Annotated in this window: 18 protein-coding genes; 15 read left to right on the top strand and 3 right to left on the bottom strand. The window is 74.7% G+C overall.

The window, feature by feature from the left end:
• Positions 1 to 22: 22 nt before the first annotated feature.
• On the top strand, positions 23 to 922 hold the full coding sequence (locus RM844_RS26515) for a LysR family transcriptional regulator (protein WP_311669924.1): 900 nt from the start codon (positions 23 to 25) through the stop codon (positions 920 to 922).
• A 27-nt stretch (positions 923 to 949) separates the two neighbouring features.
• Here the strand turns inward: RM844_RS26515 and RM844_RS26510 are convergent, their stop codons facing one another.
• Positions 950 to 2260 (bottom strand): serine/threonine-protein kinase, encoded by a 1311-nt coding sequence (locus RM844_RS26510; RefSeq protein ID WP_311669923.1) that lies wholly within the window; start codon positions 2258 to 2260, stop codon positions 950 to 952.
• Positions 2261 to 2581: 321 nt separating this feature from the next.
• Here RM844_RS26510 and RM844_RS26505 point away from each other — a divergent pair, with 321 nt between their 5' ends.
• The 11 genes from RM844_RS26505 to RM844_RS26455 all read left to right on the top strand — a co-directional run bounded on the left by RM844_RS26505 (position 2582) and on the right by RM844_RS26455 (position 12645).
• Positions 2582 to 3361 (top strand): FadR/GntR family transcriptional regulator, encoded by a 780-nt coding sequence (locus tag RM844_RS26505; protein WP_311669922.1) that lies wholly within the window; start codon positions 2582 to 2584, stop codon positions 3359 to 3361.
• 103 nt (positions 3362 to 3464) lie between these two features.
• Entirely contained in the window at positions 3465 to 4655 is a 1191-nt protein-coding gene (locus tag RM844_RS26500; RefSeq protein ID WP_311669921.1) for a 4-hydroxybenzoate 3-monooxygenase, read from the top strand.
• 119 nt (positions 4656 to 4774) lie between these two features.
• Positions 4775 to 5803 carry an ABC transporter substrate-binding protein gene (locus RM844_RS26495; protein ID WP_311669920.1) on the top strand — a complete coding sequence of 343 codons (1029 nt, stop codon included), beginning with the start codon at positions 4775 to 4777 and terminating at the stop codon, positions 5801 to 5803.
• A gap of 39 nt (positions 5804 to 5842) precedes the next feature.
• Positions 5843 to 6637, top strand: a complete 795-nt coding sequence (locus RM844_RS26490) for an ABC transporter permease (protein ID WP_311669919.1) — start codon at positions 5843 to 5845, stop codon at positions 6635 to 6637.
• Between the two features lie 2 nt (positions 6638 to 6639).
• On the top strand, positions 6640 to 7464 hold the full coding sequence (locus tag RM844_RS26485) for an ABC transporter ATP-binding protein (RefSeq protein WP_311669918.1): 825 nt from the start codon (positions 6640 to 6642) through the stop codon (positions 7462 to 7464).
• The gene (locus tag RM844_RS26480) at positions 7461 to 8270 is read left to right on the top strand and encodes an ABC transporter permease (RefSeq protein ID WP_311669917.1); all 810 of its coding nucleotides are present in this window, start codon (positions 7461 to 7463) and stop codon (positions 8268 to 8270) included. The genes RM844_RS26485 and RM844_RS26480 overlap by 4 nt, the downstream gene beginning before the upstream one ends.
• A gap of 47 nt (positions 8271 to 8317) precedes the next feature.
• Positions 8318 to 9364: a M29 family metallopeptidase gene (locus tag RM844_RS26475; protein WP_311669916.1), complete on the top strand. Its 1047-nt coding sequence runs from the start codon at positions 8318 to 8320 to the stop codon at positions 9362 to 9364.
• A complete protein-coding gene (locus tag RM844_RS26470) occupies positions 9361 to 10116 on the top strand; it encodes a maleate cis-trans isomerase family protein (protein WP_311669915.1) in 756 nt (251 codons plus the stop codon). The genes RM844_RS26475 and RM844_RS26470 overlap by 4 nt, the downstream gene beginning before the upstream one ends.
• Positions 10113 to 10781: an isochorismatase family protein gene (locus tag RM844_RS26465; RefSeq protein ID WP_311669914.1), complete on the top strand. Its 669-nt coding sequence runs from the start codon at positions 10113 to 10115 to the stop codon at positions 10779 to 10781. Before RM844_RS26470 ends, RM844_RS26465 begins: the two co-directional genes overlap by 4 nt.
• Positions 10778 to 11617, top strand: a complete 840-nt coding sequence (locus tag RM844_RS26460; RefSeq protein ID WP_311669913.1) for an alpha/beta fold hydrolase — start codon at positions 10778 to 10780, stop codon at positions 11615 to 11617. Before RM844_RS26465 ends, RM844_RS26460 begins: the two co-directional genes overlap by 4 nt.
• A gap of 113 nt (positions 11618 to 11730) precedes the next feature.
• A complete protein-coding gene (locus RM844_RS26455) occupies positions 11731 to 12645 on the top strand; it encodes a pentapeptide repeat-containing protein (protein ID WP_311669968.1) in 915 nt (304 codons plus the stop codon).
• 33 nt (positions 12646 to 12678) lie between these two features.
• On the opposite strand, the gene RM844_RS26450 is transcribed toward RM844_RS26455, so the two are convergent.
• Positions 12679 to 13341 carry an HAD family hydrolase gene (locus RM844_RS26450; RefSeq protein WP_311669912.1) on the bottom strand — a complete coding sequence of 221 codons (663 nt, stop codon included), beginning with the start codon at positions 13339 to 13341 and terminating at the stop codon, positions 12679 to 12681.
• A gap of 271 nt (positions 13342 to 13612) precedes the next feature.
• Here RM844_RS26450 and RM844_RS26445 point away from each other — a divergent pair, with 271 nt between their 5' ends.
• The 3 genes from RM844_RS26445 (at position 13613) to RM844_RS26435 (ending at position 19089) form a co-directional block, all read left to right on the top strand.
• A complete protein-coding gene (locus RM844_RS26445) occupies positions 13613 to 17095 on the top strand; it encodes a DNA polymerase III subunit alpha (protein ID WP_311669911.1) in 3483 nt (1160 codons plus the stop codon).
• Positions 17092 to 18099 (top strand): DNA polymerase Y family protein, encoded by a 1008-nt coding sequence (locus RM844_RS26440; protein ID WP_311669910.1) that lies wholly within the window; start codon positions 17092 to 17094, stop codon positions 18097 to 18099. Before RM844_RS26445 ends, RM844_RS26440 begins: the two co-directional genes overlap by 4 nt.
• A gap of 114 nt (positions 18100 to 18213) precedes the next feature.
• Positions 18214 to 19089: an esterase/lipase family protein gene (locus RM844_RS26435; protein WP_311669909.1), complete on the top strand. Its 876-nt coding sequence runs from the start codon at positions 18214 to 18216 to the stop codon at positions 19087 to 19089.
• A 48-nt stretch (positions 19090 to 19137) separates the two neighbouring features.
• On the opposite strand, the gene RM844_RS26430 is transcribed toward RM844_RS26435, so the two are convergent.
• A complete protein-coding gene (locus tag RM844_RS26430; RefSeq protein ID WP_311669908.1) occupies positions 19138 to 19770 on the bottom strand; it encodes a pyridoxamine 5'-phosphate oxidase family protein in 633 nt (210 codons plus the stop codon).
• Positions 19771 to 19975: the final 205 nt, after the last annotated feature.

Here is a 19975-nt window from a genome sequence, read left to right as displayed (position 1 = left end):
GTGGCTGGCTTAAGGAGAACTGATGCTGGACCTGCGGCGGCTGGAGATCCTGCACCGGTTCGCCGCCCGCGGCACCATCACCGCCACGGCCGCCGACCTGGGCTACTCGCCGTCGGCGGTCTCCCAGCAGCTGGCCGCCCTGGAGCGGGAGGCCGGCGTCGCGCTGCTCGAACGCACGGCCCAGCGGGCCAGCCTGACCGACGCGGGCCGCGAGCTGGCCGAGCACGCGGCCCGCATCCTGGCCGCCACCGAGGCGGCCCAGAGCCGGATGCGGGCCCGGGTCGGCGTGGTCGGTGGCCGGGTGGCGGTCGGCTGCGTCCCGGCCCTGGCCCCCGCGCTCGCCCCCCAACTGGCCATCCTGCAAAGGGAGAACCCCGAGCTGACCGTCGTCGCCCACGAGACCGTCGCGACCACGGCGGCGGCGGCCGTGCTGGACCGCCGCCACGACCTGGCGGTCATCGACGACTGGTCGGGCCGGCCGCCGGACGAGGTGGCCGGGCTCGCCGTCCACCGACTGCGCCGGGAGGAGGTCGTCCTGGGGGTGCCCGCGGACCACCCGCTCGCCGAGCGTCCACAACGCCCGGTCAGCGCGGCGCGGTTGCGGGAGACCGTCCAGCGGTGGACGTGGCTGTGCGCCCCCGCCGGTCAGCTCTCCCGGGCCGCCGGCGACCAGCGGCTGGCCGCCGCCCAGGCCGACCCGCCGCGACGCTGGGAGTTCCAGGGGCTGCACATCCTGGCGACGCTCGTCGCCACCGGGGCCGGGGTGGCCCTGCTGCCCGCCGGCATCGCCCGGGACCAGCCGGGCGTCACCGGGCTGCGGCTGGCGCCCCGGATGGGGCGCGACATCCTGGCGCTCACCAGGACCACCACCCGCCAGGACCCGGCCATCGCCGCCTGCCTCCGCGCCGCCCAGCGGGCCTGAAGCCGGCCCGGGTCCCGCCCGGCGGGCTCAGGAGCCGGCCGGTCCCCGGGTGTTGACGTCCCGGCGGACGTGCAGCGCGATGACCGCCGCCACCAGGGCGTAGAACAGCAGGGCGCCGAAGCGGAGCGTGTGCTCGTCGTCCTCGTAGTAGAAGGGCGCGTCGGAGGCGTACTGCCACAGCAGGCTGTAGACGGTGACCACCGCGCCCGCGTAGCCGGCCAGCCGCGGCGTCCGCGGGGCGCCGGGCCGCAGCAGGGCCGAGGCCACCAGCGTCACCGCCAGCCCGACGAAGACGGCGACGCTGCTGACCGCCGCCCAGGCCTGGGTGTCCCAGGTGTCGAAGTTCTCCGACTCGACGAAGTAGACCGCCCGGCCGTAGGACTTGACGACGTTCCAGGGCTCGTGGTCCTCGTCGTAGGAGTACCCGGGCAGGAACATCACCAGCGTCAGCAGCCCGAGCAGCACCGCCTGCGGTTTCGTCCGCCGTGGCCACGCGGGGCCGGGCGTCGACCCCTCGCGCCGGGGCGGTCGGGTCCAGGGCTGTGGGACGGTCAGCCGCCGGGTCCGCTGCTCGGTGCGCGCCGGCGCGCGCAGCGCCCGGGCGCACTCGGCCGCGGTGGGCCGCGCCTCGGGCTGGCCCGAGGTCATCCGGGTGAGCAGGGCGAGCAGCGGGGCCGGCAGCTTCTCCCGCTCCTGGGCGACCAGTTGGGCGGCCGGCAGCCGGTGCCCGGTGAGCTTCTCCAACAGCACCAGCCCCAGCGCGTACACGTCCGAGGCCGGCGTGGCCGGGTGGCCCTGGAACTGCTCCGGGGCCATGTAGGCGGGGGTGCCGTAGAACTTCCCCGTGGTGGTGAGGGCCCGGGTGAGGGAGTCGTCGTCCCGGGCGATGCCGAAGTCGGTCAGCACCACCCGGCCGTCCGTGCGGACCATGATGTTGGCCGGCTTGACGTCCCGGTGCACCACCTTCGCGGCGTGCACATGGGCCAGCGCCTCCGCCACCGCGGCCCCGGCCTCGACGACCGAGTCCACCGGCGCCGTCTCCCAGGTCGCGCCGTCCAGCAGCTCCATCACCAGGTAGGGCAGGGTGCCGCCCTCGTGGGGGACCGTCCCGGCGTCGTGCACGGTGACGATCCCCGGGTGGCTGAGCGCGGCGAGGGTCCTGGCCTCGCGGGCGAACCGGCTGGCCGCCTCCGGGTGCCGGGTCACCCCGGTCACGAACTTGACGGCGACGCTCCGGTCGAGATGCGGGTCCACCGCTTCCCAGACCTCGCCGAGCCCGCCCGCACCCAGCGGCCGCCGCACCCGGTAGCGGCCACCGACCGTCATGCCCTCGCGCATCCGTCCCCCCGTCGCCGACCCCGCACGCGGCCTCAACCAGGCCGCGTCCCAATGTAGTTGGAGAGAAACGGGGGAGCGTATCCGGTGCCGCGCCGGACCCCGCGGGAGGGCGGGGGCGAACGGGGCGGGAGGGCGGGGGCGAACGGGGCGGGAGGGCGAGGGCGAACGGGGCGCGCGCGAACCCTTGACGCAATGGTCCAAAGGTAGAATCTTTTTACCGCCAGGAAACGACGGGAAGCGCCGCGGAAACGTCCGGCCGGTTGGCTGTGCGGCACGCGGCGGTCGAACAGGTCGGTGTTCCGCGGCGGAAGGTGGTGAGACGTGGCGTCGAACGACGGAACCGTGCGGACCGCGCGCGGGTTTCGGCAGGTCAGCTCGGAGCGGATCTCCCGGCGTGTGGTCCAGCAGTTCCAGCAGATGATGCGGGAGGGGGAGCTGCGGCACGGCGACAAGCTGCCGGCGGAGCGCGAACTCGCCGAGCAGTTCAGCGTCAGCCGGAACTCGGTCCGCGAGGCGTTGCGTCAGCTGGATCTCCTCGGGCTGGTGGAGAGCCGGCACGGGGAGGGCACGTTCGTCAGGCAGCCCACGGCGTCCCAGCTGATGGCCCCCTTCCAGGCGGTGATCGAGCTGTCGTCCCCGGCGGTCGACTCCGTCATGGAGTTCCGGATGGCGTTCGAGCCCGGGGTGGCCTCGCTCGCCGCCGCCAATCTGACGGTCGAGGGTCAGGAGCACCTCACGGCCGCGCTGTTGGCCTTCGAGCGGGCGGTCGAGGAAGGCGGGCCGGTCGAGACCGTCGACTCGGACTTCCATCTGGCGGTGGCCCGGGCCACCAGGAACACCACGGTGCTCGCCGTGCACACCGCCGTGTACGAACTGCTGCGGGACATGCGGACCCGGCTCGACCGGTCCAGCTACCACCCGCACGACAAGACCGTCGCCGGCCATCGGGCCGTCTACGACGCCGTCGTCGCCAGGGACCCGGAGCTGGCCGGCCGGGTGATGCGCGCGCACCTGGTCGACGTGGCCGGTGACCTGCGCGATCCAGCCCCGGACGGGGACGGGGCACCACCACCTTCCGGCGCCGGAACGGCCGCCGAGTAACGGGGCGCCGGCCGTTCCGGGCCGGCCGACACCCGTAGTGGTAGGACCTTTGAACCATCTGAGCCGCGCGAGGCGGTTCGCAGTTCCGCAGAGGAGCGTGAAAATGCCGTACGAAGCCACCACCCGTGTGGTGATCCTGGGCGCCGGGCCGGCCGGGCTGACCCTGGGCAACCTGCTGCACGCCCGTCAGGTCCCGTGCGTCGTCATCGACAAGTTCGACCGGGAACAGCTGGTCGGCCGGACCCGGGCGGGCCTGCTGGAGTACCGCACGGTCGAGACCATCCGGCGGCTGGGACTGGCCGACCGGCTGCTAGCCGAGGGACACCGGCACACCGGCTGTGAGTTCCGCTTCACCGACCAGCGCACCTACACCGACTTCTCCGAGCTCTACGACGGTCGCGCACACCACGTCTACCCCCAGCAGGAGGTCGTCGCCGACCTGCTCGACGGGCTGGTCAAGGCCGGTGGCGACGTCCGGCTCGGGGTGGCGGCCGAGCGGCTCGAACAGACCGCGGACGGGGTGACGGTGCACCTGGCCGACGGCTCCGTCATCCACGGTGACTACCTCGCCGGCGCGGACGGCCAGCACGGCATCGCCCGCGCCAGCACCCCGGCGGGCGCCACCACCGAGTACGAGATGCGGCACGAGTTCCAGTGGCTGACGCTGACCGCCGCGGCGGCCCCGTCCGCCGAGTGGACCATCTACGCCCAGCACGAGCGCGGCTTCGCCGGGCACCTGCTGCGCAGCGACACCGTCACGCGCTTCCACCTCCAGGTACCGGTGGGTGACACGGTCGAGAGCTGGTCGGACGACCGGATCTGGGACGAGCTGCGGGCCCGGCTCGCCCATCCCGGCTGGACGCTCAACGAGGGGCCGGTCCTCACCAAGAACATGCTCGACATGCGCAGCCGGGTGGCCGAACCCATGCAGTACGGGCGGGTCTTCCTGGTGGGCGACGCCGCCCACATCATCAGCCCGTCCGGCGGCAAGGGACTGAACCTCGCCGTCGCCGACGCGGTGGAGCTGGACCGCGTCCTGGCGGAGGCCGACCTGGCCGGCGGCGACCCCGCCGCGCTCGACGCCTACAGCGAGCGGCGCGTCCCGGACGTGTGGAAGGCGCAGGAGTTCAGCCACGCGCTGCTCCACATGATGCACACCTACGAGGACGAGGCCCCGGAAGCCGCCTTCCGGCAGCGGCTCCAACAGTCCCGGCTGTGGCAGCTCGCGACCTCGGACGCCTACGCCAGGAGCTTCGCGGCCAGCTACATCGGCCCCCTGCCCGTCGGCGGCTGACCCTCCGACATAACCCCGACGCACCCCGCCGCACCCGCACCCGCACCCGTTCTACCCAAGGCTTCGCCCTTCCTCATCATGCCGACTCCACGTTCCCCGCCTCCGAGAGGACCCCTGCCGTGGCACTGACCACCCGCGGCGCGCGCCTGGCCGCCGCCGCCCTCGCAACCGCCCTGCCCCTCACCGCCTGCGGAGACATCGGTGCCCAGAGCACCGAAGCGGACGGTGGGCTGCCCCTCGTGCGGTTCTCCGGCCTGCCCGACCCGGCGCCCCTGCCCGTCCTGGTCATGCAGGAGCTGGGCATCGACGAACGACACGGCTTCCAGGCCGAGTTCCTCGAAGTCGACCCCGACGCCTCGACCAGCACCTTCCTGCTGGGCGAGAGCGACATAGCCGTCGACCAGGACGCCACCAGCTCGGCCATCGCCAACAACGAGGGCGGCGACGTCGTCTCCTTCTACCCGGCGCTCACCAACACGGCCGCCATCGTGGTCGCCGAGGACAGCCCCTACCAGACCCCGGAAGACCTGGTGGGCAAGCGGGTCGGCCACTTCGGCAACGACTCCGGCACCACCCAGGCCATCTCCGTCTCCCTCAACCAGGAGTGGGGGATCGACCCCGTCGAGGACTACGACCTGGTGCAGTCCTCACCAGCGGCGCTCCCCGAACTGCTGGCCAGCGGCGAGGTGGAGGCCATCTTCGACTACGAGCCCTACGGACTGCGGGCCGTCGAACAGACCCCGGGACGCTACCTGTTCCAGGTGGCCGACTACTGGCAGGAGACCGCCGACTGGTCACCGCCGCTGGCCATGCTCACCGTCCGCAGGGAATGGCTGGCCGAGCACGGCGAGCTGGTCCAGGCCGTCCAGACCGCGTGGCGGGAGGCGGTCCAGGAGGTCAGGGAGACCGACTACCAGCTCTTCCTCGAAGAGCCCTACGCCACCTTCCTGGACCGGGAGAGCGAGGCCGAACTCCAGGCACTCGCCGACTACTGCGCCCAACTTCCCTGTTATGCCGAGGACTGGACCACCAGCGACACCGACCAGCAACTGGCCTACCTGAACCTGCTGGTGGAGCAGGGCGGACTGGAAGGGCTGCCGGACTCCGCCCCGGTGGCCGTCCTCGACCAGCTCGTCTCGGCCGACTGACCCGCCGCGGCCTCGGTCTGACGGACAAGGAGACCTGAGATGACCAGTCTGACGGTGGGCGGCCGTCCCGCCGCCCGCGCCAGGTGGCGCGCCGCCGGGGGCCGGTGGGCCCTCTCCAGCCTCGGTGTGGCCAGCGTGCTCGTCCTGTGGTGGGTCGGCGGCTCCGCCACCAGGTACGTGCCGCCGATCGGCGAGGTGCTCGCCGAACTCCCCGACTTCCTCGCCAGGTCCGACACCTGGCTGGCGGTGGCCGCCACCACCCAGCGGGTGTGCTGGTCCCTCGCCGCCGCCCTGGTGCTGGGGGCCGCGGCGGCCTGGGTGATGCGCGACGACCGGTTCTGGGGGCGGGTGGTCGCCTCCCTGACCGGCTTCGCGATCGCCGTCCCCAGCACGGTCGCCGCCCTGCTCGCCCTCTACCTCTTCCGCCGTGACCCCCTCGGGGTCTACGCGGTGGTGACGTTCATCTGCTTCCCCTTCGTCGCCACCGTGCTGCGCCAGGGCATGCGGGAACTCGACCAGCGGGTCGCCGAGATGGGCGACGTCTACCGGGTGAACGGCCTGGCCAGGGCCCGGCACGTCGTCCTCCCCCAGCTGGTGCCCTACGTCCTGTCGGCCACACGCAACGAGTACGCGCACGCCTGGAAGGTCGTGGTGCTCGCCGAGCTGTTCATCGTCAACAGCGGCATGGGATACGAGTTCTCCCACGCCTTCGACCGCTTCCAACTCACCGAGGTCCTGCTGTGGCTGGTGCTCTTCGTCGCGGTCCTTCTGGTGGGCGAGTACCTCGTCTTCCGAACCATCGAACGGTACGTCCTCTCCTGGCGGGTGTTGTGAACATGAACGAAACGACGCGCGGTCCAGCCGTCGCCGACAAAGCCGCGACGACCGACGAGCCCTACCTCGAACTGCGGGGTGTCACGGTCAGGCACGGGGAGCGGACCGTGGTCTCCGGCATCGACCTGACCCTGCGCCCGGGCGAGTTCCTGGCCCTCCTCGGCCCGAGCGGCTGCGGCAAGTCCAGCCTGCTGCAGGTGCTGGCCGGCCTCGCCCGGGTGGCCGGCGGCAGCCTGCGCCTCGACGGCGCCGACGCCACCGAGGGGCTGGGGCAGCGGGTCCGGGTCGGCTACGTCTTCCAGGACCACCGGCTGCTGCCCTGGCGAACCGTCGGGCAGAACATCGAGATCGCCATGAAGGCGGCCGGCGTTCCCAAGGCGGAGTGGGACGAGCGGATCGACCGCTTCCTCAGCATGCTCCGGGTCGCCGAGCACCGCACCGCCTGGCCCATGCGGCTCTCCGGCGGCCAGCGGCAGCGGGTGTCGATCGCCAGGGCGCTCGCCGTCGATCCCGACATCGTCCTGATGGACGAGCCGTTCAGTGGGCTCGACGAGGTCACCGCCCGGGCCATGCGCCAGGAGCTGACCCGGCTGCACGAGACCACCGCGGTGCCCACGCTCTTCGTCACCCACTCCATCCGGGAGGCGCTCTTCCTCGCCGACCGGGTCGTCATCCTCAGTCAGGGCCCGGCCCGGGTCCTCAAGACGCTGGACGTCCCGCTGGTCCGGCCCCGACGCCACGAGGACAGCGCCCTGACCCGCCTCGCCGACGAGGTGGTCGCCGACGTGCTGCGCGAGTGGGAGCCGACCGAGGGGCCCGCCTCATGACGGCCGTGCTCCCCACCCAGGTCGAGGACCCCACCCGGCCCACCGCCGAGACCGCCCCGAACCCCCGGGGCGCCTGGCGCGGCCGGCTCGCCTCCGGCCTCACCGCGGTCGCGCTGGGCGTCGCCGGCTGGCAGGTCGTCAGCGTGCTCTCCGACGGCTGGATGCCCGGGGTCGGCGAGGTCCTGACGGCCACCGGCGAGGTGCTGACGGACGCCGGCTTCTACGGCGACGCGCTGCTCTCCCTGCGCCGCGTCCTGCTCGTCCTGACCTGCGCCGTGTTGCTGGGGCTGCTCGTCGGTGTCGCCACCGGCGTCAGCGACCGCGCCGAGGCGTTCCTGCGCCCGGTCCTCGTCATCGGGCTGGCCATCCCCGACCCCGTCTACATCATCCTGACCATCCTCATCATGGGGATCTCCGAGACCTCGGGGCTGGTCGCGCTCGTCATCGCCATCACCCCGCTGGTGGCCAACGTGGTGAGCGGCTCCGTGCGGGCCCGTGACCACGCCCTGGACGAGATGGCCCGCACCTACCGGCTCGGCCGGCGTGACTACGCCCGGCACGTGCTGGCCGCGCAGATCCGGCCGGCCGTGGTCGGGGCCCTGCGCACCTCGTTCGCCTTCTCCTGGAAGCTCGTCGTCCTCATGGAGACGATGACCCAACCCGACGGGGTGGGGGCCCGGATCTACGAGGAGTTCCGCTTCCTGCGGCCGGAGAACATGATCGCCTGCGCGCTGGTCTTCACGGTCGTGATGCGGCTGATCGAGGTGCTCGCCCTCCGCCGCCTGGACCGCCCCCGTCCCTTCTGACCCCGGGTCCCCGCACCACCCTGCGGCTCCCGAGAGAGGAACCCACCATGGACCAGAACCTGTTCAACGACATCTGCCTTCGCCAACTGACCCTTTCCGCCGTCCACGAGGGCGAGACCGTCGCCGTCCTGACCCGGGGCGGCGAACGCGCCGCGTACGCGGACGCGTTCCTGTGGGCTGCTCAGAAACTGGGCGCCCAGGCCTTCCACCTGCGGCTGCCCGCCCCCGCCGAGGCCGGCGGCGCCTGGGCCGTCGGCGACTCGGGGCTGGCGGGCAACCGGCACGCCGTGGAGGCGCTCAAGAGCGTCGACATGGTGGTCGACTGCACCTTCCTGCTCTTCTCGCCCGAACAGTTCGAGATCCAGCACGCGGGCACCCGGATCCTCACCGCCGTCGAGCCGGCACCGCTGCTCGCCCGCCTGATGCCCACCACGGAGCTGCGCGAACGCGTCGAGATCGGCGCGGAGTTGCTGGCCAAGGCCCGGACCATGCGGATCACCAGCCCGCACGGCACCGACGTCACCTACCGGCTCGGCGTCTACCCCACCCTCAGCGAGTACGGCTACACCGACACCCCCGGCCGCTGGGACCACTGGCCGGCCGCCTTCGTCTTCACCGGTGGCGCCGACGACGGCGTCGACGGCCGGATCGTGCTCGCCCCCGGGGACGTCCTGCTGCCCTTCAACACCTACGTCCGAAGCCCGGTCGAGCTGGTCATCGAGGAGGGCTTCATCCGGGACATCCGCGGACTGGACGGCCACCCCAGCCTCGACGCCGAGCTGCTGTCCTCCTACATCCGCAGCTTCGACGACCCCCGCGGCTACGGCATGAGCCACGTGGGATGGGGACTGGACGAACGCGCCCACTGGCACGGCCTCACCCAGTTCGGCGGCGGCATGGGCATGGAACTGCGCAGCTTCTACGGCAACGTCATGTTCTCCATCGGACCCAACAACGAACTCGGCGGCCCCAACGACACCGCCTGCCACTTCGACATCCCCATGCGCGGCAACAGCCTCTACCTCGACGACGAACTCATCGTCGACGCCGGTGAGCTGACCGTGCCCGAGATGAAGCCGGCGGGTCGGCGATGAACGAGCACCGGATCGGCCTGATCGTGCCGAGTTCCAACCTGACCATGGAGACCGAACTGCCGCGGATGTTCCGCGCCAGGGAGGCCGTCCTGCCGGCGGACCGGTTCGTCCACCACTCCGCCCGGGCCCGGATGCGCCAGGTGACCCCGGAACAGCTGGCCGCCATGAACGGCCAGGCCCGGCGGGCCGCGGCCGAACTGGCCGACGCCCGGCCGGACGTCGTGGCCACCGCCTGCCTGGTCGCGATCATGGCCCAGGGCCCGGGCCACCACTGCGCCGCCGAGGCCGACATCGCCGAGGTGCTCGACGCCGAGGGCGCCCCGGCGCCGGTGGTCTCCAGCGCCGGCGCGCTGCTCAGCGGCATCGCCGCGCTCGGCGCCCGCCGGGTCGCGCTCATCACCCCCTACCTGAAACCGCTCACCGCGGCGGTCGTCCACTACCTGGAGGACGCCGGCGTCGAGGTCGTCGACGCGCTCTCCCTCGAGGTGCCGGACAACCTGGCGGTGGCCGCGCTCGACCCGGCCGGGCTGCCCGACCACGTGGCCCGGCTCGACCTCTCCCGCGCGGACGCGCTGGTGCTGTCCGCCTGCGTGCAGATGCCGTCCCTGCCGGCCGTCCAGCCGGTGGAGGACCGGGTGGGCATCCCGGTCCTGTCGGCGGCCACCGCCACGGTCCACCGGATCCTCACCGAGCTGGGCCTGCCCCCGGTGGTGCCAGGCGCCGGCCGCCTGCTGGCGGGGGAGGCGCCGTGACCGCGCCCGGCCCGCACGGTGCCGCCGTCGACCGCCGCTACGCGGCGGCCGGCTTCGGCGCCCCCGTCCCGCGCGGCGACCGACCGGCGATCGTCGTCGTCGACCTGACCCGCGGCTTCACCGAGGCGCGGTACCCGACCGGTTCCGACCTCACCGAGGTCGTCGCCGCGACGGCCCGGCTGCTGGCGGCCGGCCGTCGGGCCGGCCTGCCGATCGTGTTCACCGCCATCGCCTACACCCGGGCCGAGGCCGACGGCGACGGCGTCGCCTGGCTGCGCAAGGCCCCCGGGATGCGGGCCCTGGTCGAGGGCGACGACACCGTCGCCCTCGACCCGAGGTTGCCGGTCCGCCCGGACGACCATCTCGTGGTGAAGAAGGGCGCCTCGGCCTTCGCCGGCACCACCCTGGCCACCCTGCTGGCCGGTACCGGCTGCGACGGCGTCATCGTCTGCGGCGCCACCACCAGCGGCTGCGTCCGCGCCACCGCCGTCGACGCCGTCCAGGCCGGCTACGACACCCTCGTCGTCGCCGACTGCGTCGGCGACCGGGCGCGGGGCCCGCACGACGCCGCGCTGTACGACATCCAGGCCAAGTACGCCGATGTCGTCACGCTGCGGGAGGCCCTGGACCACCTCGCGACACTACCCGCCGGGAGCCCCTCATGACCGCCCGTCTCCTGACCCAGCGGGCCCTCGCCGAACTCGCCGACCTGCCGGCCACCAGCCGGTGGGCACGGTCCGGGAGCGTCCGCCTGCACGTCCTCGACTACGGGGGCCCCGGCCGGCCGGTGCTGATCCTGCCGGGGATCACCACGCCGGCCGTCGGCCTGGACTTCGTCGCCCGCCGGTTGACCGACCTGTGCCGCCCCCTGGTGCTGGACGTCCGGGGCCGGGGCCTGTCGGACTACGGCCCGACCGGCCCCGACACCCTCGCCGACGACGTGCTGGCCGTGGTGGCCGGCCTGCGCCTGGACCGGCCGGTGCTGCTCGGGCACTCCATGGGGGCCCGCGTCGCGGCGACCGCCGCGGCGCGGCCGGACAGCCCGATCAGCGGCACCGTGCTGGTCGACCCGCCGCTCAGCGGCCCGGGACGCGGCCCGTACCCCACCCCGTTGGCGGTCTTCCTCGACCAGCTCGGGCAGGCGCGGCGCGGCACCACCGCCGCCGAGGTGGCCCGTTCCTGGCCGGGCTGGCCGGAGCGGGAACTCCGGCTGCGCGCCGGTTGGTTGGCCAGCTGTTCGGAGGCCGCCGTCCGCGCCACGCACGCCGGGTTCGAGAGCGAGGACTTCTTCGACGTGTGGCCCGCCGTGCCCGCGCCGACGGTGTTCGTGCACGGGGCCGACAGCCCGGTCGTCACCGCCGCCGGGGCCGCCGAGGTGGCCAGGGCCCACCCGGGCGCCGCCGTGGTTCCGGTGCCGGGGGCCGGCCACATGGTCTTCTGGGACGCGCCGGAGGCCGCGCTGGCCACGGTGCGCACCGCCCTCGCCCGGGTCCTGGCCTGAGCCGGGGCGGCGCGGCCCGCACCGAGCCGCGCCGCCCCAGCCGGCCGGCCGGTCGGGGCGGCTGCGAGGATGGGGCCGTGGGTACGGGTCGGGCGGAGCGGGGGCGGGACGCGGTGTCGGGAAGGAACGCGCCGGTCACGGCCGGCGCGCGACGGCGGCTCGCGCTGGTGGGGGACTGCGCCGACTGCCACGGGCTGTGCTGCGTGGCGCTGCCCTTCAGCGCATCCGCCGATTTCGCGCGGGACAAGCCGGCCGGCACGCCCTGCGCCCAGCTGGGCGCCGACTCCCGCTGCGGCATCCACACCGAGCTCCGGGAGCGCGGCTACCCGGGCTGCGCCGTCTTCGACTGCTTCGGCGCCGGCCAGCGGATCACCCGACAGACCTTCCCCGGCCGGGACTGGCGGGACGACCCGGAGACCGCCCGGCGGATGTTCGCGGTCTTCCCCGTCCAGCGGCAGCTCCACGAGCTGCTGTGGTACCTGGTCCAGGCCGTCGGGCTGCCCGCCGCCGACCGGCACCGCGAGGGGCTGGACCGGGCGCTGGCCGAGACGGAGCGGCTGGTCGACGCCGAGGCCGAGGAACTGCTGGCGCTCGACGTCGCCGCGCACCGGGCCACCGTCAACGAGCTGCTGCTCGCGGTGAGCGAGCGGGCCAGGGCCGGGCTGCCGGCCGTGGGCCGCTACCGCAGGGGCGCCGACCTGGTCGGCGCCCGGCTGCGCGGGGCCGACCTGCGGGGCGCCAACCTGCGGGGGGCGCTGCTGCTCGGCGCCGAGTTGGGCGGCGCCGACCTGCGGGGGGCCGATCTGATCGGGGCCGACCTGCGGGGCGCCGAGCTGGCCGGCGCCCGGCTGGCCGGCGCGCTCTTCGTCACCCAGGCCCAGCTGAACGCGGCGCGGGGGGACCGGGCGACCACCGTGCCGGCCGGCCTCAGCCGCCCGGGCCACTGGTCGGCGGAGCGGGCCGCGCCGCCCGCCGCGCGCCCCCGCGCCCGGCCCGCCGGCGCGGGCCGCCGCCAGCGCCGCCGCTGAGCCGCGGCCGGCGCCGGCCGATGACCGGTCCGGTCAGGCCGGCGCCCGGGCCAGCAGGGTCGGCAGGGTGCGCATGTCGTCGAAGACCGTGGTGTCCGGGCCGGTGAGCCATGCGGCCGGGGTGAGGCCGCCGGCGTAGCCGAAGGCCCGCATGCCGGCCGCCCGGGCGGCGCGGACCCCGTACTGGCTGTCCTCGACCACCGCGCAGCGGTCCGGTGCCACGCCCATCCGGTCGGCCGCGTGCAGGAAGAGGTCGGGCTCCGGCTTGCCCCTGGCCACCTCGCTGGCGCTGAAGATCCGGCCGGCGAACCGGTCGTGCAGCCCGGTGCGGCCCAGGGTGCGGCGCATCTTCTCGTGGCTGCCACTGGAGGCGACGCAGCTCAGCGGGACGGGCAGCGCGTCCAGCGCCTCGACTATGCCGTGTACCACGGTGAGTTCGGTGTCGATCACGGCGGCCAGCCGGGTGCGGTACTCCGTGCCCCAGCGGGCGGCCAGCCCGGCGCCGAGCCGCTCGGCGATCTGGCTCTGGACGGCGCGTTCGGAGCGGCCGAGGAAGCGGTCGACCACCTCGTCCTCGGTCAACGGCCAGCCCAGCTCGGCGCCCAGCTCCAGACAGACCCGCAGGGCGAGCGGCTCGCTGTCCACCAGCACGCCGTCGCAGTCGAAGATCACCAGGTCGAAGGGGGGAGTCGCCACCCGGGCAGCCTAACCCGCCCGGCGCACGCCGCGGGGCGTGGGGGAGCGTGACGCGCGCCCCCGCGCCGCCCCCACACCGGTCGTCCACGGACCCGAACTCCGGGCCCGGCCAAGGCCGTTGCCAACGGGTGGTTTTCGGCCAGGGAAGATCGCGGGAAACCCCGGGTGACCTGCGGCGAGCGCCAATCGTACGAGTGTTCGATGGCTGGTTTATGGTGGACCGGAACGGCGGCGGGACGGGGGGTCGGGTGCGCGAAGGAGGTGCGGTGCGATGGCGGGGTTCACCCATCTCCATGTGGCCTCCGGGTTCTCCATGCGGTACGGCGCCTCGCACCCCGAGCGGCTGGCCCAGCGCGCCGCGGAGCGCGGCATGGACGCCGTGGCGCTCACCGACCGCGACACCCTGGCCGGCGCCGTCCGGTTCGCCAAGGGCTGCGCCCGGGCCGGGGTGCGCCCGGTCTACGGCGTCGAGCTGGCCGTCGGCCCGCCCGAGGAGCGGGAGCGCAGCGCCACCCAGCGCCGCCGCACCCCGGTGCGCGGGGGCGCGTTCGTCGACGAGACCGCGCCCCGGGTGGTACTGCTGGCCAGGGACGGCGCCGCCGGCTGGGCCGAGCTGTGCCGGCTGGTCAGCGCGGCCCACGCGACCGGCGGGGAACGCCCGCTGCTGCCCTGGTCGGAGTTGGTCGCCGGCGGCGGTCGTGGGATCGTCGCGCTGCTCGGCCCCGAGTCCGAGCCCGGCCGGGCGCTGACCGCCGGGCGGCCGGACCGGGCGGTGCGGCTGCTGGCGCCCTGGCGGGAGCTGTTCGGCCCGGCGCTGCGCCTTGAGGTGGTCGCCAGCGGCCCGGAGCGGACCGCCGCCCGCACCGTCGGGCTGGCCACCGAGACCGGGGTCACCCCGGTGCTCGGCAACGCCGTCCGCTACGCCGACCCGGGGCAGGGCCCGGTGGCCGACGTGCTGGACTCCGCCCGCCGGCTGGTGCCCATCGACCCGCGCGGCCGGCTGGACAACGGCGAGCGCTGGCTGAAGGACCCGGCCGCGATGGTCCGGGCCGCCGAGCGGATCACCCGGGCCGCCGGCTACGACCAGGCCACCGCGCGGCGGCTGCTGGAGCACACCACCGGGACCGCGCTCTCCTGCCGTGTCGACCCCGAGGACGACCTGGGGCTGGGCAGCGTGCACTTCCCCGAGCCGGGGCTGGTCGGCGCCGACCGGCGCACCGCGCCCCGGGTGCTGCGCTCCCGCTGCGCCGCCGGGATGGTGGCCCGTGGCCTGGACCGGGACCGGGGCCGCTGGGCGCGGCTGGACGCGGAGCTGGCCGTCATCGAACAGCTGGGCTTCGCCTCGTACTTCCTGACCGTGGCCCAGGTGGTGACGGACGTCAGGGGGCTGGGCATCCGGGTCGCCGCCCGGGGCTCGGGGGCCGGCTCGCTGGTCAACCACCTGCTGGGGATCGCCGCCGCCGACCCGGTGGAGCACGGGCTGCTGATGGAGCGCTTCCTCTCCGCCCGCCGCCCGGTGCTGCCGGACATCGACATCGACGTGGAGTCCGCCCGCCGGCTGGAGGTGTACCGGGCGATCTTCGACCGGTTCGGCGCGGATCGGGTGGCGACCGTGGCCATGCCGGAGACCTACCGGGTGCGGCACGCGGTGCGGGACGTGGGCCTGGCGCTGAACATCGAGCCGGCCGAGGTGGACCGGCTGGCGAAGGCGTTCCCGCACATCAGGGCCGGGGACGCGCGGGCCGCCCTGGCCGAGCTGCCGGAGCTGCGCGGGGTGGCCGCCGAGCGGCACGCGCCCCGGATGTGGGAGCTGGTGGAGGCGCTGGACGGGCTGCCGCGCGGGGTCGCCATGCACCCGTGCGGGGTGCTGCTCTCGGACACCTCGCTGCGGGCCCGCACCCCGGTGGTGCCCACCAGCGGTGAGGGCTTCGCCATGGCGCAGTTCGACAAGGAGGACGTGGAGGACCTGGGGCTGCTCAAGCTCGACGTGCTGGGGGTGCGGATGCAGTCCGCGATGGCGCACGCGGTGGCCGAGACCGAGCGGGCCACCGGGGAGCGGATCGACCTGGACGGGGTGCCGCCCGGCGACCCGGAGACCTACCGGCTGATCCGCTCCACCGAGACCCTGGGCTGCTTCCAGATCGAGTCCCCCGGCCAGCGCGACCTGCTGGGGCGGCTGCAACCCACCGACTTCCACGACCTGGTGGTGGACATCTCGCTCTTCCGCCCCGGGCCGGTCTCGGCCGACATGGTGCACCCGTTCATCGAGGCCAAGCACGGCCGGCGGGCGGTCCGTCACGTGCACCGGGACCTGGAGCCGGTGCTGCGGGAGACCCATGGCGTGGTGGTCTTCCACGAGCAGATCATGGGGGTGATCTCGGTGCTGACCGGCTGTGACCGTGGTCTGGCCGACGAGGCCAGGCGGGCGCTGTCGGACCCGGAGCGGCAGGGGCGGGTGCGGGTGTGGTTCGCCGAGTCGGCCGAGCGGCGCGGCTACCCGCCGGAGGTGGTGGCCCGCGCCTGGGAGAGCGTGGAGGCGTTCGGCGCCTACGGCTTCTGCAAGGCGCACGCGGTGGCCTTCGCGGTGCCGACCTACCAGTCGGCCTGGCTCAAGGCGCACCACCCGGCCGCCTTCTACGCCGGGCTGCTCACCCACGACCCCGGGATGTATCCCAAGCGGTCGCTGCTGGCCGACGCCAGGCGGCGGGGGGTGCCGGTGCTGCCGCTGGACGTCAACCACTCCGACGCGGCCTATCGAATCGAACTGGAGTCCGAATCCGGGCGTTGGGGCGTCCGGTTGGCGCTGGGCGAGGTACGCGGCATCGCCGAGGACGAGGCGCGACGGATCGCCGCCGGCCGCCCCTACGCCTCGCTGACCGACCTGGTGAACCGGGCCGCGCCCAGCCGCCCGGTGGCCGAACGGCTGGCCAAGGTCGGCGCGTTGGACGCGTTCGGGGAGAACCGCCGCGACCTGCTGCTGCACCTGGCCGAGCTGTACCGGCAGCGCCGGGGGCGGGCGCCTGGCACCCACCAGCTGCCGCTGGCCGACGCCGCCCGCACGCCCCCCGCCGGCCTGCCCGACCTGGGCCGGCAGGAGCGGCTGGACGCCGAGCTGGGGGTGCTCGGCATGGAGACCCAACGCCACCTGCTCGCCGACCACCGCGGCTTCCTGGCCGAGCTGGGGGTGGTCGACGCGCGCCGGCTGCGGGTGGCCGAGCACGGCGAGACGGTGCTGGTGGCCGGTGCCAAGGTCGCCACCCAGACCCCGCCGATCCGGTCCGGGAAGCGGGTCATCTTCGTGACCCTGGACGACACCAGCGGCCTGGTCGACCTGGCCTTCTTCGAGGACAGCCACGAGGCCAGCGCGCACACCGTCTTCCACTCCTGGCTGCTGCTGGTGCGCGGCACGGTGCAGCGCCGCGGCCCGCGCACCCTGAGCGTGGTCGGCCAGGTCGCCTGGGACCTGGCCGAGCTCGCCGAGCTGCGGCGGGCCGGCGGCCTGCCGGCGGTCGCCGAGCGCCTCGCCCAACCCGAGCCGACGCCCGAGCCGACAGCCGACCAGGCGCCCGACGCGGCGGCCGACCAGGCGCCCGACGCGGCGGCCGGCCGGACGCCCGGCCCGGCCCCGGTGGCCCGGCGGATCGAGCAGCCCGGTGGCCACGCCCTGCACCCCTGGGCCGACCTGCGGCCCGCCGGCGAGTCCGCGAAGGCGCCCCGCCGGCTCTGGCACGCCAGCCCGGGGAGCGCCGGGTGACCGGCCGGGCGGTGCTCCACGTCCGCTTCCTCGGCCACCGGCCCGCCGACCACCCGGAGCTGGTGCGGCTGCTGCACGATCTCACCCCCGTGGTGCGGGCCGTCCCGCCGGACACCGCGCTCGCCGACGTGCGGGGCGCGCTGCGCTACTTCGGCGCCGACGCGGAGCGGCTGGCCGGCCTGCTCCGGGTGCGGACCCTCGCGCTGCGCGGCGTGGACTGCGCGGTCGGCGTGGCCGGCAACCCGCTGCTGGCCCGGCTGGCGGTGCTGGACCGGGCGGGCCCCGGGGTGTGGGTGGTGCCGGACGACCCCGCCGGGATCGCGGACTTCCTCGCCGAGGTCCCGGTCGGCGCGCTGCCCGGGGTCGGCGCCGCGACCGCTCGGACCCTGGCCGGCTACGGCCTGGACACGGTGGGCCGGCTGGCCGCCGCCCCGCCGGCCACCCTGCAGCGGGTGCTCGGCGCCGGCCCGGCCCGGCAGTTGCACGCGCTGGCCAGGGGCGAGGACCCGACGCCGATCGTGCCCGGCGCCCCCGAGCCGTCGCTGGCCGTCGAGCACCGCTTCGACCGGGGGGAGCTCGACGCCGGCTGGCGCCGCCGCGCGCTGCTCGGGCTGGCCGTCGACATCGGCCGGCACCTGCGGGCGGCCGGCCAGGTGGCGCGCGCGATCACGCTCACCGTCCGGTACGCGGACCGGTCCACCACGACCAGGACCAGGACCCTTCCGGAGCCCACGGCCCACACCCCGGCGCTGGCCGGCAGCGCGCGGGCGCTGCACGACGCGTTGGGGCTGCAGCGCGCGCGGGTGGCGGCGCTCGCCCTGCGGGTCGACGGGCTGCGGCCCGCGGAGCGCGCCAGCCAGCAGCTCACCTTCGACCGGCGGACCGAGAGCGCCCGCCGCCTCGAACCGGTCATCGACCGGATCGCCGCGCGCTGGCCGGGCTCCGTGGTGCCGGCGACGCTCGCCCGCCCCGGCGGCCGGGGCGGCGGAGTGGCGGGGATGTGAACGTTTCTTCACCGTCGGCGGTGTGGGCGGTCCGGTTACCCGCCCGTAACTTGGCGGCAGGGCTCGCCCGTTGTGACGCGAGCCACACCGAGGTCCTCGGGTGAGGAGACCCGCATGCCGTTCCGGAACCCCCCGCGCCGCACCCTGTCCGCCCTGCTGGCCGGCCTGTTGGCCGTGCCCCTGCTCGCCCTGCCGGCCGCCGCCGCGGCCGCCCCCGCCACCCCGACCGCCGCCGGCGGCGGCTGGAACGAGACCGACTGCGTCTCCGCGCACCCCCGCCCGGTGGTGCTGGTGCACGGCACCGGCGCCAACGCCACGGTGAACTGGCTGGGCCTGGCGCCCTACCTGGTGGACCGCGGGTACTGCGTCTACTCGCTCGACCACGGCCAGCTGCCCGGCGTCCCGTTCCTGCACGGGCTCGGCCCCATCGAGGAGTCCGCCGACCAGCTGGCGGTCTTCGTCGACGAGGTGCTCGCCGAGACCGGCGCCGCCGAGGTGGACATCGTCGGCCACTCGCAGGGCGGCCTGTTGCCCCGCCACTACCTCAAGCACCACCCGGACGCGGCCGACCGGGTCAACGCCCTGATCGCCATCGCGCCCAGCACCAACGGCACCACCCTGCTCGGGCTGACCCGGCTGCTCGACCTCGTCCCCGGTCTGGCCGACGCCATCGACGGCCTCGCGCCCGCCCTGCTCCAGCAGGTGGTCGGCTCCGACTTCCTCACCGAGCTGAACGCGGACGGCTACACCGTCCCCGGCGTCGACTACACCGTGATCGCCACCCGCTACGACCAGGTGGTCACCCCGTACCGGAGTCAGTTCATCGACGAGCCGGGCGTCACCAACGTGCTGCTCCAGGACCTCTGCCCGCTGAACGTCTCGGAGCACGCGACCATCGGCCTCACCGACCGGATGGCCTTCCACGAGACCCTCAACGCGCTCGACCCGGCCAACGCGGAGCCCACCGACTGCCGCCACCTGGTCTCCTGACCCCGGCGCACCGTCGGCCGTCCCCGACCGGCCGGGGGCGGCCGAAGGTCAGCCCTGGTAGAGCCGCTCGGCATAGCTCGGGCCGTAGTACTCCTCCAGCACCTCAAGCGAATCGTTCGGCCGCTCCAGCGCCTGGGCGAGCCGGGCCTTGGTCGGCACCGCGTCCGGCCGCCAGCTCTCCGGCTCCCAGGCGCGGGAGCGCATGAACGCCTTGGGGCAGTGGTGGAAGACCTCCTCGATCTCCACCAGCAGCGCCAGCCTCGGCCGGTTGCCGCGCACCACCATCCGGTCCAGGAACGGGGCCTGACGGACGATCCGGGCGCGCCCGTTGATCCGCAGCGTGTCGCCCCGGCCCGGCAGCAGGAAGAGCAGCCCCACCCGGGGGTTGCGCAGGATGTTGTGGAAGCCGTCCATCCGCCGGTTGCCCGGCCGCTCGGGGATGGCGATGGTGTGGTCGTCCAACACCAGGGCCAGCCCGGCCGGGTCGCCCTTGGGGGAGACGTCGCAGTTGCCCTCGGCGTCCGCGGTGGCGACCAGGCAGAGCGGCGAGTGCGCCAGCCACTCCCGGTCCAGCTGGTGCAGCGACCGGCGCACCTTGTCCCTGGTGTGCGGCAGCGGCACGCCGACCAGCTCGGTCAGCTCCGCCTCCGTGGTGACCTCGTGTATCGCGTCGCGGTCCATCGCCCGTTCCTCTCCACTTCTCACCCCGTGGTCAGCCCCGCCGTCGAGCCTACGCCGCACGGCCGCGGGAGGGTTCACGGAGCGTGCACGGTCGAGGCTCAGTTGAAAACTTAGGTGTGCCTAACTTAAGTTGTCCGGGGTCGTCGTCCAGCCGGGGTCATTCCCCAACGGCGGCCCTAGGCACCGCCGTTCTATGCCACCCCGC

It is taken from the genome of Streptomyces chisholmiae (assembly GCF_031845445.1).
Taxonomy (GTDB): Bacteria; Actinomycetota; Actinomycetes; order Streptomycetales; family Streptomycetaceae; genus Streptomyces; species Streptomyces chisholmiae.
The sequence above is the reverse complement of the archived record's forward strand: the minus strand, read 5'-3'. Positions and strand labels throughout refer to the sequence as shown.

Coding starts and splice junctions, on each gene's coding strand:
- RM844_RS26515 (WP_311669924.1), top strand. CDS start 23: ATGCTGGACCTGCGGCGGCTGGAGATCCTGCACCGGTTCGCCGCCCGC.
- RM844_RS26470 (WP_311669915.1), top strand. CDS start 9,361: ATGAACGAGCACCGGATCGGCCTGATCGTGCCGAGTTCCAACCTGACC.
- RM844_RS26480 (WP_311669917.1), top strand. CDS start 7,461: ATGACGGCCGTGCTCCCCACCCAGGTCGAGGACCCCACCCGGCCCACC.
- RM844_RS26485 (WP_311669918.1), top strand. CDS start 6,640: ATGAACGAAACGACGCGCGGTCCAGCCGTCGCCGACAAAGCCGCGACG.
- RM844_RS26475 (WP_311669916.1), top strand. CDS start 8,318: ATGGACCAGAACCTGTTCAACGACATCTGCCTTCGCCAACTGACCCTT.
- RM844_RS26435 (WP_311669909.1), top strand. CDS start 18,214: ATGCCGTTCCGGAACCCCCCGCGCCGCACCCTGTCCGCCCTGCTGGCC.
- RM844_RS26510 (WP_311669923.1), bottom strand. CDS start 2,260: ATGCGCGAGGGCATGACGGTCGGTGGCCGCTACCGGGTGCGGCGGCCG.
- RM844_RS26460 (WP_311669913.1), top strand. CDS start 10,778: ATGACCGCCCGTCTCCTGACCCAGCGGGCCCTCGCCGAACTCGCCGAC.
- RM844_RS26490 (WP_311669919.1), top strand. CDS start 5,843: ATGACCAGTCTGACGGTGGGCGGCCGTCCCGCCGCCCGCGCCAGGTGG.
- RM844_RS26445 (WP_311669911.1), top strand. CDS start 13,613: ATGGCGGGGTTCACCCATCTCCATGTGGCCTCCGGGTTCTCCATGCGG.
- RM844_RS26500 (WP_311669921.1), top strand. CDS start 3,465: ATGCCGTACGAAGCCACCACCCGTGTGGTGATCCTGGGCGCCGGGCCG.
- RM844_RS26430 (WP_311669908.1), bottom strand. CDS start 19,770: ATGGACCGCGACGCGATACACGAGGTCACCACGGAGGCGGAGCTGACC.